The following is a 14,099-nucleotide window of genomic DNA, read 5'->3' on the forward strand; positions in this document are numbered from 1 at the left end:
CGCACTCCACCGGTATCTCTAGCCGAAGCAAAGATGACTTTGTTGTTGTAATACGCGCTACCATAATCAGAAAACTCTGAATTGATTCCGGCATTCTCTAAAGTATAACGACCTGAGTTTTTCTTAATAACAGCCAAATAATCTTTTTGAGCTGAAGCTAATTTAGCTCTGATGTCCGTTCCATTCTTTTGATTGAATTTCTCGAGCATCTGATCGGCTTTTTTATAATCTTTAATCGCTTTTAACGACTGAGCATAACGATAGTAGTATTCAGGTTCTACATCTTGAGTCAGCGCAAAAAGTTCACCGTACCATTTGGCAGCATTCTCTAATTCGGCTTTAAAGTAATAAGCGTTACCTAGTTTTTGCAACATCTCTGGAGTTTTGTATCCTTTCTCGAACAAACGCTCATAGGTTTTGATGGCATCTACATAGGCAAATTTTTCATAAGCTTTATCGGCTTTAGCTTCTTTAACCTTTTGTGAAAACATACTCATCGATAAGACAAGTAGCACAGTTGTGTATAAAATTCTATTTCTCATGATACAACGCTATTAGAAGAATCGAGGTGAAACGATCTTTTCTTGTTTTTTAAATAATTCAAATCGTAAAAATACTTCGTGTGAACCCGAATTATAGTTGGCCAGTTTGGTGGTCTCTAAATCGTAACCGTATCCAATAAATAATCCATCAGTGATTTGGAAACCAGCCATAGCACTCACAGCAGCATCCCATCTCCAAGCCGCACCCAAAACAAACTTTTCGTTAATTAAGAAGTTACCCGACACATCCAATTGCAATGGCGCACCTTCAACTACTTTAGTTAAGAAAGCCGGTTTGAATTTCAAACTAGGAGTAAGGTCAAATACATATCCACCGATGAAGTATAAATTCATACGCTCTTTGTACACAGCCACATCATTATCATCGTAACGTTTGGTCTCGAAGAAGTTGGGTACCGATACACCCAAATACAATTTATCAGAATGTAAATACGCACCCGCACCTACATTAGGAGAGAAGTCGTTGTCTAAATCTTGCAAAAGTGGGTCACCCGCATTTTGTGGATTCAGCTTGGTTACATCTAAGTTGAATAGATTAGCAGTTCCTTTAACACCAAAAGACAGTTTATAGGTCTCAGAAGTACGAATGGTATAGGATAAATCAGCCGAAATGGTATTCTCCACTGTTGGTCCGATTTTATCATTCACAAACGAGAGTCCAACTCCTAAATTACTGTTGTCAATAGGTGAATTGAGCGAGAATGCATTAGTTGTTGGTGCTCCATCTAATCCAACCCATTGTGTGCGGTGCAAACCAAAAACACTCAAAACTCCGCGCGAACCAGCATAGGCAGGATTCACATTTATCGTGTTGTACATGTATTGGGTATACTGAGCATCTTGTTGGGCATAACTCACTAATCCAATTAACATCAAAGCGAAATATAAAATTTTTGTTCTCATTTATTTTGGTGTTTGTTCCGAGAGTATTGCTACTCCCGGAAGTTTAACTATTGTCTATTAATGTATAAATATCCTGCTCTTTCTTTTACAACACCATTTGATTTGGTGTATTTAAGTACGTAGAAATAAGTTCCTTCTGGCAATTCAGAATCTTGCTTGATTGTTGATCTACCTTCAGATATTCCTCTGAACACTCTAGTATCATTATCATAGCCTTCAACATCATAAACTAGAACACCCCATCTGTTATAAATTTCAACTGTATTGTTTGGGAATCGTTCAATTCCTTCAAGAATAAAGTAGTCATTTATTCCGTCATTATTGTTAGATATAGTATTGTAAACTATAACATCACAAGAATCTGGTGCGTCATCGAAATCACATGGATCGAGAACAAGAATTGTAATCGTTGCGATATCACATACGGTTGGGTTCAACACTTGACAAACTTGGTATGTTAACACATATGTTCCTGGAGGTGTTCCAGCTGGAATGGTAACATTACCATTAACGTCTACTTGGGCTCCGTTTACACCACCAAAATCGATAATTGAAACGGTCACATCGGCTGGATCAATTGGGTCATTATTTAATGTATCATTGTTGAATATTGAAACTGTTCCTCCTGTTGCAGAGTTGATTGGTGTACTTGTGAAATCATTATCAACTGCATCAATTACTGGAGCTTCAACTACAATAATAATCTCAGCCGTATCACAATTAGTTGGATTCAACACGTCACATATTTGATAAACCACTGTGTAAGTTCCCATTGGTGTTCCTGCAGGCACGATTACATCTCCATTATCATCGATTACTAGACCAGTCAATCCATCATTATCAAGAATTGTGATGGTCACTTCATCTTGAATCACTGGCAATAGGTTCAAAGTATCTTCACCACTTCCGTTGTTATCAAAAATATTACCTGGAATTCCTCCGTCAAAACCGTTTATTGGAGTAGATGATAAATCGTCATCTTCAGCAATAATTGGAGGTGCAGTTACTACAATTGTTACAGTTGCTGGATCACAGTTTGCAGGATTTGCTCCTGTTTCACATAAATCATAAGTAAACGTATACGTTCCAGCTGGTGTTCCTGGTGCAACTGTTACCGAACCTGTTGTGGTGTCAAAAAAGATTCCAGTTGGTAAGGTACTAGTCAATGTTATTGTTACTAGAGGTGTATTAGTAGCACTTCCGTCTAATGTATCATTTACTAATACAGTTGGAATGGCAATTCCTCCTTCGTATCCATTAACCGGATTCGCTGTATTGTCATCATCATTGGCAACAATTGGGTTAAACACAACTATCGTTACAGTAGCTTGATCACAATTCGCTGGATTAGCACCCACTTCACAGATTTCATATACTACTGTGTATGTTCCTGATGGTGTGTTTGGATTGACAGTAATCGTTCCATCTGGGTTTAACGTAAGCTCTGCTGGAACAGTTACTCCTGTTAGCGTTACTTCTCCTGGATTAGTTCCGATTACTGCTGGGTTACCATCTAAGGTATCATTCACAATTACACTTGGAGTAGTATCTCCAGATGTAAGTGGTGTGGCACTGTAATCATCATTTACTGCATCAATTGGGTTAAGCACAACTATTGTTGCTGTTGCTTGATCACAATTCGCTGGATTAGAACCCACTTCACAGATTTCATATACTACTGTGTATGTTCCTGATGGTGTATTTGGATTTACAGTGATCGTTCCATCTGGGTTTAACGTAAGCTCTGCTGGAACTGTGATTCCACTTAACGTTACTTCTCCTGGATTGGTTCCGATTACTGCTGGGTTACCATCTAAAGTATCGTTTACAATTACACTTGGAGTGGTATCTCCTGATGTTAATGGCGTTGCACTGTAATCATCATTTACTGCATCAATTGGGTTAAGTACAACTATTGTTGCTGTAGCTTGATCACAATTAGTTGGTATTGCAATTTCACAAATCTGATAAACAACTGTGTATGTATCAGATGGTGTTCCTGCTGCTATAGTAATTGTTCCATCTGGATTCAATGTTAAACCAGTAGGAACAGTAACTGACGAAACAATCACGTCAGCTGGATTAACTATAGGACCATTAACAGTATCATTATTTAAGACACTTGTTGTAGTATCTCCACCTGTAAATGTGCCTAACGTATCATCAATAGCATCTATAGCAACCACAACTACACTTGCCGTTGCAGTATCACAATTTGTTGGGTTTAATACTTCACAGATTTGGTAGACTACTGGGTACGTGCCATTTGGTGTACCTGGTGCTACGGTGATGGTTCCGTCAGGATTTAATGTCAATCCTGCTGGTACTGTTACCGGTGTTAAAATTACATCCGCTGGAGTTAAAATAACTCCGTTCAAAGTATCATTCAATAATACACTTGGAGTAGTTCCTCCTGGTGCACTTGCAATCGATGCTGGCGTATCGTCTATGGCATCAATCGGTGCTGGTGTTACTAATACGGTAGCCGTTGTTGTATCACAATTCGTCGGATTTAAATTCTCACAAATTTGATAGGTAACTACATAAGTACTCGCTGGGGTATTTGGGGCAACAGTGATGGTTCCATCAGCATTTAATGTCAATCCTGCTGGTACTGTTACTGGAGTTAGTGCAATATCCGCTGGAACTACTGCTAATCCATTTAAAGTATCGTTTACTAAAACACTTGCTGTTGATCCTCCATCAGTTCCGTTGATTGGTGATGCTGTATAATCATCTACAATCGCATCTATCGGTGCTGGGTCAACTACTACATTCGCAGTTGCTGTGTCACAGTTGGTCGGTACCGCTATCTCACAGATTTGGTAAACTACTGGATAAGTTCCCGCTGGTGTATTTGGTGCAACCGTTATCGTTCCGTCAGGGTTTAAGGTTAAACCTGCTGGTACTGTTACTGGTGTTAAGGTAATGTCTGCTGGTACTACTGGCGAACCATTCAAAGTGTCATTTACTAATACACTTGGGGTTGTTCCGCCGTCTAATCCATTGATTGGAGCTGGAGTATCGTTTACTGCGTCGATTGGAGCTACTACATCTACTGTTGCAATGGCAGTATCACAATTAGCTGGATTCGCTCCCGTTTCACACAATTGATAAGTAATTGTATAAGTTCCTGAAGGTGTGTTTGGAGCAACAGTTAAGTTACCATCAACATCTATGCTTAATGGTCCGTTTGAACCTGGTGTAACATCTGTTGTAGCAATTGTTGCTGGTGAACCATTTAAGGTATCATTTCCTAAAACACTTCCTGCTGGAGTTGGAGTTGCTCCTGATGCTACTGTAGTAGCTGGATCATTCACAGCATCAATTGGGTTAAGAACAATCACAGTTGCAATCGCTGTATCACAATTAGCTGGATTCGCTCCCGTTTCACACAACTGATATGTTATATTGTAAGTTCCTGAAGGTGTGTTTGGCGCAACAGTTAAGTTACCATCAACATCTATGCTTAATGGTCCGTTTGAACCTGGTGTAACATCTGTTGTAGCAATTGTTGCTGGTGAACCATTTAAGGTATCATTTCCTAAAACACTTCCTGCTGGAGTTGGAGTTACTCCTGATGCTACTGTAGTAGCTGGATCATTTACAGCATCAATTGGGTTAGCTACAATTACTGTAGCAATCGCTGTATCGCAATTAGCAGGATTCGCTCCCGTTTCACACAACTGATAAGTTATATTGTAAGTTCCTGAAGGTGTATTAGCTGCCACAGTTAAATCTCCATTAGCATCAACACTAATTGGTCCTTGAGTCGCTGGCGTTACATCTGTATTGGCAGTAGTTGCTGGATTACCATTTAAAGTATCATTTCCTAAAACACTTCCTGCTGGTGTTGGTGTTGCTCCTGAAGCTACTGTTGTAGCTGGATCATTTACAGCATCAATTGGGTTAAGAACAATCACAGTTGCAATCGCTGTATCACAATTAGCTGGAGCAGCTGTTTCACATAATTGGTATGTGATTGTATATGTTCCACTAGGAGTGTTAGCTGCTAATGACAAATCACCATTAGCATTAATACTTAATGGTCCATTTGTAACCGGTGTTACATCTGTATTTGCTGTAGTAACTACAACTCCATTAATTGTATCATTTGTAATAACACTACCAACATTTACTACTCCAGAACCGGAAGCAACAGTTGTTGGACCATCGTTGACTGCATCAATTAAATTTGAAGGTGTCGGAGTTATTGATGATGTATTATTTCCTGGAACTGTATCAGTTTGATTACTTGTAATACTTGCGCTATTTGCACAACCAGTTTGACTAATTACAGTGGCTACAATATTTAATGTTGCAGTTGCCCCATTGTTTAAAGTACCTATAGTCCAATCACCTGTTGCACTATTGTAAGAACCTGTTGAAGGAGTGGCCGAAACAAAGCTGTAACATGTAGCTGACAACAAATCATTAACTACTGTATTAAGCGCGTTAACGGTTCCATTGTTTGTTGCTGTTAATGTGAATGTTATGTTGGAACCAACCACTGGTGTCATGTTACTTGCAATTTTAGTAACCGACAAATCCGCACAACCCAAAGTTACATTCAAATTGGTTGCATTAGAAGTATATCCCCAACCCCAAGTGTTGATGACACGAACGTTTCCGAAATCATCACATTGTAAACCTGTTGTTTCATTGTTTGGCGCAACAGCAGGAACACCTGGTGCCGGAATAACTTGGCCTGTATTTCCATTACCACTCCATGCGTGAGCTGGTGATATAGTTCCTACGAATGAATTGTTTAGACCACTACCTGTATAGTTACTTGAAGATCCATTGGCTGTACCATCACAAACTCCTGCATTGTTATCAACATTGACTAAACCTGAGTCATCCCAATAAATACGGGAATTAGCCAAAGGAACGGGCAATACCAAACTTACTCGTAAACCATTTTTATTCAACTCGGCATCGTACAATGGTAAGTTGAAACGTCCTTTTAAGAAAGTTAATGCTATGTTGAAATTAGTTCCCGAAGGCACAGCAACTCCAACTCCATTCAAACCATCCCAAGCTAGGGAATGATTTCCCGCTGTTACATCAAGATCTTCTAAAATTCGGTCAGCTGAAGCAACTTGAAAACCCGGAACGCCATTAAGATCTAACAATATCTGAACATCTCCTGCAGCAGCAATATTATAGTTAATATTATAATTTGGTGCACAACCTGAAATTGCTGGCGTTTGAAATGTTGGATTGGCAGGAATAGCTGCAATTGGAAAGGCCGATGGCGATGTATCAGGTAAATTAACAAACACTTTATATCCACCAGCCAAAGCTGGAGTTGTTGCCGAATTCACTGATCGTCTTGTAGTGGTCCATAAGCCTGGAGTTGAAACACCATATTTATTTACCGCTATATTAAATGCAATTGGCTGGAAACCTGTTTCAAAATCAATACGAACTACAGTTTGGTCATCAGTGTAGGCATGAAATACTGGTTCAGCATTGGCAGGAGTTGCACCTGCAGTAATTACAAAAGCTGCATCAGCAGCAGCAAAACTCCATTTATCAGAGTACAAACGACCGTTAATGATTGTAGCAGTAGCCGCTGGACCCGAAGCCACAGTGAAATCAAAAAGAGGCATATACACTCTGCTTCCTACACCAGTTGTAATCGGTGTGTTACCATCAATTGTACTACTTCTGTATATAGAAATAAAATATTCACCATCTGCTGTTGGATTAAACACTAAAGGATTATAACCTGTAGTTACACCATTAATGTTTGGACCTGCTAAAGCTTCAGCATGTGTATCAATACTACCATTTGAATTGGCAGTAGGATCCCAAACACCTTGTTGAATAACAACAGCTGGTGCTGCCGAACTGTAGATACGATAAAATACAACATTTGCTCCCAAACGATTATTGGGTGCTGTATTTACATAACCACGAGCATCAAAACCAAAATAAAGGTTTTCGGTTGCATTGTTGGTAATTAAGAACTTTACACGATTATCTTCCGCTGCATTAACATACGGACCAGCTACAATATCAGGAGCCGATAATAATCCTGTAATGTTTGCTGCATTTGGCGATAACGTAGGCGTACCTTCCGCATAACCATTCACAGCAAAAAGACTGACTAGTAACCATAAAAAAGCACCAATCAACAATTTGATAGAAGTAGTTTTATTCATAATTTGAATACTGTTAATTATTCTTAGGTCTTATAATTCGGGCAAAATTAAAAAATATTTTTATTTGTTAATAAAATTTATACTACAAAATAACATACAATTGATTACTTTATCGGACTTTTTAAGCAGTTCGTCTATAAAAATCGAGTGAAATCAAAGGTTCATGACATTAAAATAAGTAATTTATGGAAAATAAGCAATCATTTATTAACGTTATTTTTCTTACCAATTAATAACTAAAAAAATTAAAATAAAAAACACATTAATCCATTAACATTAAAATCAAAAGTATTATACCATTGATTCTTTTGAATTAAAGAATTAAAAAAAACCTAACTGTTTTTGAGGAACAATTTGGAAAAGAAAAGTGACCTTTCAAATGACATTTGTCATAATGGTCATGATTTAAAAAAATGTGGTAGGAAATATTAACTGTATTCTTTAAAAACATCGGCCAAACCGATAATACTCATCACTTTGAGCTTTTCAAAAATTCTGTTTTTATAGGTACTAACGGTGGACATTTTTAAATCCAATTTATTAGCAATTTCGAGATTACCATCACCATCAACTAAAAGTTTGGCGATTTCAAATTCTCTGTTAGACAATTTCTCTAAAGGATTTTTATTGCTATTGGATTTGGAAGTAGTGGCTAATTTTTCTTTTAATGAATCGCTGTAGAAATACCCTTTTTCAAAAATTTGCTTCACGGCAATTTCCATCTTTTCTTCAGAGCAAAACTTATTCAAATAACCATCTGCTCCATTTTGAATATAACGTAATCCATACTGCTTTTCTTCGTGCGATGAAAAGACTAGAATTTTAACATCAGGCTGAAGTTCTTTTACCTCTTTCATTATTCTGATGTTCTCAATTCCGTTGATATTAATATCCAAAAAAATCAAATTGAATTGAATTCTATTAACCAAATCTAAGGTTGTTTGGTAACTATCCGATTCATAAACAACATACGATTTGAACTTGTCATTTAAAAACAACTTTATCCCTTTTCTAACTACAAGGTGATCGTCTAAAATCAGTATATTATTGTGATTGCTCATTATCATTTTATTTGGGCAAATATACACTAATATATAAATTAAAAAAAGCTTCAAAATTGAAGCTTTTATTGGTGTATTTTAAACTATTATTCTTCGTTTACAATGGCTTTGTCTTTTTCTGTGTAGACATTGAGTGTTGTTGCTACTCCTTGTTCGTTTACCATTGTCATTTTGAATGTATCTTTCTCAGCTAAACCTCTGGAAACAAAACCGTTGAAGTTATTATACGAAACATTCATCTCTTTTAAATTATTCAATCGCTCCAATTCAAAAGGAATAGTACCAACTAAATTATTATCAAATAAAACTAATGATTCTAATGTTTTTAAATTAGCAACCTCCGGACTTAAAACTCCCGATAACTTGTTACTATTAAGTTGTAAAACTTTAATACTTTTTAAATTGAATAAACTTGCAGGCAATTCTCCAGTTAACTGATTGTTGTACAACGACAATAATTCTAATTTTTCCAATTTGTTTATTGATGATGGTATTGAACCCGTCAATCCGTTCATAAACAATTCCAAAGAAACTAGGTTGGTTGCATTTGAAATAGACTCAGGAATGGAACCATTTAATTTATTGAATGACAAATTCAAAGAAACTAATGATTTTAAATCACCAATAGTAGCCGGAATTTCACCTGATAATTCGTTTTTGAAAAAATTGATTACTCTTATACTTTTCAAACCACCTAATTCTGATGGCAAACTTCCTTTTAAGTTGTTGTTTGGCAAATCCAAAGCTACTACTTTATCATTTTCAACTGTAACTCCATACCATTTAGCGACAGGTTGAGTCAAATTCCATTTGGTTTCCCAATTGGTTCCATTAGTCGAATTATATAAAGAAATTAAAATTTCCTTTTCGGCTTGAGAAACTTCTGCAAACGAGAAAGTTGTAACGAAAATAGCCAGTAATAAAGTAATTTTTTTCATGGTCTTTTAGATTTGGTTAAGTAAAGTAACATACAAAATCGTTTATAAGCAAATAAAATCGACGTAATGCGATTTTAAAGTTTTAAAAAGGTAATTATCTTACAATTTTTATTGCAAAAGGCTATTTTTTTAATGACAAAACACTATGTATAAAAAAATTTGTATTTTTGATTCACTAACCAATAATTTTTAAACTATGCCTTTTAACCCAATTGCCGTTTTAGTAGCAGCACTTGCTACATTATTAGTCGGATTTGTCTGGTACAATCCCAAAGTTTTCGGAACCATCTGGATGAACGAAACCGGAATGACCGAAGAAAAAGCCAAACAAGGAAACATGTTGAAAATCTTCGGATTTACAATTTTGTTTTCTCTTATGATTTCACTTGCTGTTCCCGGATTAGTAATCCATCAAATGGGAGCGCTTGGTATGATTGGTGGCGACGAAACCAAAGCACTACCTTCTTATGCCGCATTTATGGCGGATTATGAAAACGAGTTTAGAACCTTCAAACACGGAGCATTACATGGTTTTATGTCGGGTCTTTTTATTGCTTTTCCAATTTTAGGAGTTAATGCGATGTTTGACCAAAAATCATGGAAGTTACTTTTTGTAACTGCAGGATATTGGATCGTGACTTTAACTATCATGGGAGCCATTATCTGCGGTTGGAAATAATTTAACATTTAATTATAATTGAATCGCTCTACTTTTGTGGGGCGATTTTTTATTTTGACACCAATTACGTTTACTATATACAACTCTGTTGGCGAAGTCCCAACTCTATGGAATACTGTTGCTCAAAGCAATGTTTTCCTGCAAACGCATTATTTAAAAGTGCTGGAAGAATCTGCACCCGTAAATATGCAGTGTTTTTACATTGGTGTTTTTGAAAATAGTGAACTTATCGGAGTTTCGTTAGCACAATACCTTGATTTAAATAAATTAGAATCGTTTGGTGAGCGCGATAAGTGCCTCAAAACGGCGGTTCGAAATTTTGTTTTTAAAAATTTTGCTTCCCATGTGTTGTTCCTTGGAAACAACATGATTACAGGTCAAAACGGCTATGCTTTTTCAAAAGAAATTGATTTTCAACACATCAGCGAAATTTTGGCGCAAACAGCCAAAGAGTTGACTTTATATTTCAAAAATAAAGGAATTAAAATCCACTTGGTTTCGTTTAAAGATTTTTACGAAGAATGTTCTGCTGAACTTAAAAAACACGATTTCGCTGAAGTATACGAGTTCAATGCGCAACCCAATATGATTTTCTATTTGGAAGAAAAATGGAAAACCGCTGATGATTACGTTGCTTCGTTTTCAAAAAAATACCGTGATCAATACAAACGTGCTCATAAAAAATTTGATGGAATTGTAGTTGAAAATCTTAGCTATGAGCAAATTGTTCATCACGAAAAAACACTCTACAACTTATACCATTACGTTGCTAAAAATGCTCCATTCAACACCTTTTTTCTTTCTGAAAATCATTTTTCTACTATGAAAAAACAATGCCAAACCAACTTCTTGTTGTTTGGTTATTTTTTGGATGAAAAACTGGTCGGATTTCACACTCTTCTATTGAACGGAACCGTTTTAGAAACCTATTTTTTGGGTTATGATTCCGAAGTACAAAAAGAGAATATGTTGTATTTAAATATGCTGTACAACATGACCGAATTTGGCATTGAACACGGATTTAAAAAAATCATTTTCGGAAGAACGGCATTGGAAATTAAGAGCTCAATTGGCGCTGTTCCAGTAAAAATGTCTGGATTTTTGTACCACAACAATTCTTTGATCAATAAGTACATCTCTAAAATTTTCCCCCGATTGGAACCTGAAATGGAATGGCAACAACGACATCCTTTTAAATAAAATCCAAAAAACAAATTACAAATTACAAAGGGTAAAATCGAAACTCAGACCACAATAAACAAATCTCAAAATTTTTGCAAGCAGTAAATTCGTATGTAAAAGTTTGCTAACTTGGTCAAAAAAAATGCTGTTTGAATTTGGGTTTTATTCTTCACTCCTACTTATTCCGTTTGCACACGGAATCATTTACAGCATTTTACTACTCATTAAAGCCTACAAAACTGAAAACAAATCCAATTATTGGCTGAGTATTTTCCTCTTTCTATGCAGCTTATTTATTGCGCCATGGATGTTGGGCTTTGCAGGTTGGTACGACAATCAGCCGTATCGAGACGTTCTGTTTTACGCTCCGTTTCAGCAATTATTTTTTATGGGTCCGGTGATTTATTTCTACACTCAGAGCTTGCTAAATCCTTCCTTTAAGTTTTCAAAAAAAGACGTTGCGCATTTTCTTCCCGGCATTTTTTACTTGTTATTAATCGGCAGCTTTTGGATGTACGACAAATTCATTTTTGGAAGTTATTATTTTTACGAAGACCAAACAGACAAAGACTTTGACAGTTGGTATCAATACAGTGGCTTTGCATCGATGACCATTTATTTTGTATTGAGTATTTTATACTACAACAAATACAAAAAACTAATAGTCCAAGTTACAAGTAATGCCGATACGCTTTTATTTCGATGGATTCGCAATTACCTTTTTGCTTTTTTAAGTATGATTGGAATTCGACTGACCTTTACGCTTCTAAGTTTTATTTTCCCGCAACTCGATTCGTATCAAGGAACTTGGTGGTTTTTTCTGATGTTTTCTTTGGTGCTGTATTACATCGCCGTGACGGGTTATTCGAATTCGGTTAGTTCAAAAATTTCGTTCCGGATGTCGGTTTTCGATAAAAATCCGATTTTACTTACCGATAATTTTACTTCTAATAAAGAGGGAGAAGCTGTAATCGATATTGAACACGAATTGATTCAACCCGAAATTTCATCCGAAATCGAAAGCTGGAAATCGAAAATTGAAGACATACTATTGACGGAAAAATTATACCAAAACCCAGAACTGACCTTAACCGATATTGCCAAAAAATTGAACACCAATGCTGCTGTGATTTCAAAAGCGATTAATCAAGGATTCAAAATGAACTTTAACGATTTGATTAATAACTATCGGGTTGAAGCGGTAAAAAAAATGCTGGAACAAGGCGAACAAAAAAAATCAACTTTACTCGGAATTGCTTTTGATTGCGGATTCAATTCGAAAGCTACTTTTAACCGCGCTTTTAAGAAAAATGCGGGTATTTCACCAAAAGATTACTCCAATACGATTTGAAACCTTTCAATTTTACTCCAAAGAAACCCTTTATTTCAATGACTTTATAATCAATTATAATTTGAGACCTGCTTAGTTTGGCTCAAATTATAATCTGAAGCGTTTAGCTTTGGCTATTGCTGCAACTTTGCTTCATCAAATAACTGAAACTCATTGTTTAGTTTCATAAAACTTAAAAAGATGAAAAAAAGTATTGTAGTAGCATTGCTATTCATTTGCACAGTATCGTGCGGAGTTTTTGGATCATTGAATTCGAATACATCCATCAAACCCAAAGAAAAGTTTGTGTTGGGTAATAATAAACACGGTTCATTCAAAACCCATTTAAAAAACGAAGGTGTTACCGTTTTAAAAATTTACCAAGCGCCTATCGATGGCGGAACGTATTCACCTATTCTTGTAAATCCGAAAGAAACGGCTACCATAAAAACGGAGAGTAATACAGCTTTGATAATCGAAAACACAGGAGATGAATATGCTTCTGTTACACTAAAAGTAAAAGGCGACTTGAATTTAGGAATGACTTATAATTAACTAGTTTCAATCATCAATCAATCACAAAATCAATCATTAAAAAAGAAATTATGACAAAATTAATTCTAGCAATTGTAATGATAGTAACATCAACTTTTGCAAACGCACAACTAAAAGGCTCAGGAAAAACAATTACTAAAAACTTTGATTACACCAACTTCGATAAAGTTTATTTTGAAGACTTAGACGGAAAATTGGAAGTTGAAATTGGCAAAAGTTGGAGCATTTCTGTAACTGTAGACGACAATTTAGAATCGTTACTTGCATTCAAAGAAAATCCAACAGAACACGAGTTGACTGTTTATTTAAAAGGCAACAAAAACAACCGAATGTACATCGAAAACTCCAATATTAAAATCAAAATCACCATGCCAGAAGCTACTGTAATTCGCAACGATAGTAATGCTAATTTAGTTATCAATGGTGTTATTGGGCGCTATTTTCGATTGGAAAATTTTAGTAATTCAACATCTAAAGTTTTAGGAACAGTTGACGAATTGGAAGTCAAAAATACAGGAAATGGCAATTCCAACTTAGCTGAACTCAAAGCCAAGAAAGCCAATATCATTTGCAGAGGCAATGGAAATACTACGGTAAATGTTTCAGAAGAAATAGTAGCCACTGTCTCAGGAAACGGGAACATCACTAACAAAGGAAATGCCAATTACGATGGTAAATCATCTCGAACAGGCAATGGAAATTTATTGAAATAACCCTT

General features: G+C 36.0%; 10 protein-coding genes. 5 read left to right on the forward strand and 5 right to left on the reverse strand.

Annotated features, from left to right (window positions below):
* The 5 genes from VK161_RS05760 to VK161_RS05780 all read right to left on the reverse strand — a co-directional run.
* A partial coding sequence (locus VK161_RS05760) for a tetratricopeptide repeat protein (RefSeq protein ID WP_414655411.1) occupies positions 1 to 542 on the reverse strand: 542 nt, incomplete at its 3' end.
* Between the two features lie 12 nt (positions 543 to 554).
* Positions 555 to 1,466, reverse strand: a complete 912-nt coding sequence (locus VK161_RS05765; RefSeq protein ID WP_324213810.1) for a type IX secretion system membrane protein PorP/SprF — start codon at positions 1,464 to 1,466, stop codon at positions 555 to 557.
* A gap of 47 nt (positions 1,467 to 1,513) precedes the next feature.
* Complete coding sequence (locus tag VK161_RS05770; protein WP_324213811.1) at positions 1,514 to 7,636, reverse strand: gliding motility-associated C-terminal domain-containing protein; 6,123 nt, start codon at positions 7,634 to 7,636, stop codon at positions 1,514 to 1,516.
* 428 nt (positions 7,637 to 8,064) lie between these two features.
* Positions 8,065 to 8,697, reverse strand: a complete 633-nt coding sequence (locus VK161_RS05775) for a response regulator transcription factor (protein WP_324213812.1) — start codon at positions 8,695 to 8,697, stop codon at positions 8,065 to 8,067.
* Between the two features lie 86 nt (positions 8,698 to 8,783).
* Positions 8,784 to 9,635 (reverse strand): Two component regulator three Y domain protein, encoded by an 852-nt coding sequence (locus VK161_RS05780; RefSeq protein WP_324213813.1) that lies wholly within the window; start codon positions 9,633 to 9,635, stop codon positions 8,784 to 8,786.
* Between the two features lie 196 nt (positions 9,636 to 9,831).
* On the opposite strand from VK161_RS05780, the gene VK161_RS05785 reads away from it, so the two are divergent.
* From VK161_RS05785 to VK161_RS05805, 5 genes are all read left to right on the forward strand, one after another.
* Positions 9,832 to 10,314, forward strand: a complete 483-nt coding sequence (locus VK161_RS05785) for a DUF1761 domain-containing protein (protein ID WP_324213814.1) — start codon at positions 9,832 to 9,834, stop codon at positions 10,312 to 10,314.
* Positions 10,315 to 10,368: 54 nt separating this feature from the next.
* Positions 10,369 to 11,514 (forward strand): GNAT family N-acetyltransferase, encoded by a 1,146-nt coding sequence (locus VK161_RS05790; RefSeq protein WP_324213815.1) that lies wholly within the window; start codon positions 10,369 to 10,371, stop codon positions 11,512 to 11,514.
* Between the two features lie 124 nt (positions 11,515 to 11,638).
* Complete coding sequence (locus VK161_RS05795; protein WP_324213816.1) at positions 11,639 to 12,847, forward strand: helix-turn-helix transcriptional regulator; 1,209 nt, start codon at positions 11,639 to 11,641, stop codon at positions 12,845 to 12,847.
* Between the two features lie 180 nt (positions 12,848 to 13,027).
* Complete coding sequence (locus VK161_RS05800; RefSeq protein ID WP_324213817.1) at positions 13,028 to 13,381, forward strand: hypothetical protein; 354 nt, start codon at positions 13,028 to 13,030, stop codon at positions 13,379 to 13,381.
* A gap of 50 nt (positions 13,382 to 13,431) precedes the next feature.
* Positions 13,432 to 14,094: a GIN domain-containing protein gene (locus VK161_RS05805; RefSeq protein ID WP_324213818.1), complete on the forward strand. Its 663-nt coding sequence runs from the start codon at positions 13,432 to 13,434 to the stop codon at positions 14,092 to 14,094.
* The last annotated feature ends 5 nt before the right edge of the window (positions 14,095 to 14,099 follow it).

The organism is Flavobacterium sp. (assembly GCF_035299245.1).
Classification (GTDB): Bacteria; Bacteroidota; Bacteroidia; order Flavobacteriales; family Flavobacteriaceae; genus Flavobacterium.

Coding starts and splice junctions, on each gene's coding strand:
- VK161_RS05775 (WP_324213812.1), bottom strand. CDS start 8,697: ATGAGCAATCACAATAATATACTGATTTTAGACGATCACCTTGTAGTT.
- VK161_RS05795 (WP_324213816.1), top strand. CDS start 11,639: ATGCTGTTTGAATTTGGGTTTTATTCTTCACTCCTACTTATTCCGTTT.
- VK161_RS05765 (WP_324213810.1), bottom strand. CDS start 1,466: ATGAGAACAAAAATTTTATATTTCGCTTTGATGTTAATTGGATTAGTG.
- VK161_RS05785 (WP_324213814.1), top strand. CDS start 9,832: ATGCCTTTTAACCCAATTGCCGTTTTAGTAGCAGCACTTGCTACATTA.
- VK161_RS05805 (WP_324213818.1), top strand. CDS start 13,432: ATGACAAAATTAATTCTAGCAATTGTAATGATAGTAACATCAACTTTT.
- VK161_RS05800 (WP_324213817.1), top strand. CDS start 13,028: ATGAAAAAAAGTATTGTAGTAGCATTGCTATTCATTTGCACAGTATCG.
- VK161_RS05770 (WP_324213811.1), bottom strand. CDS start 7,636: ATGAATAAAACTACTTCTATCAAATTGTTGATTGGTGCTTTTTTATGG.
- VK161_RS05780 (WP_324213813.1), bottom strand. CDS start 9,635: ATGAAAAAAATTACTTTATTACTGGCTATTTTCGTTACAACTTTCTCG.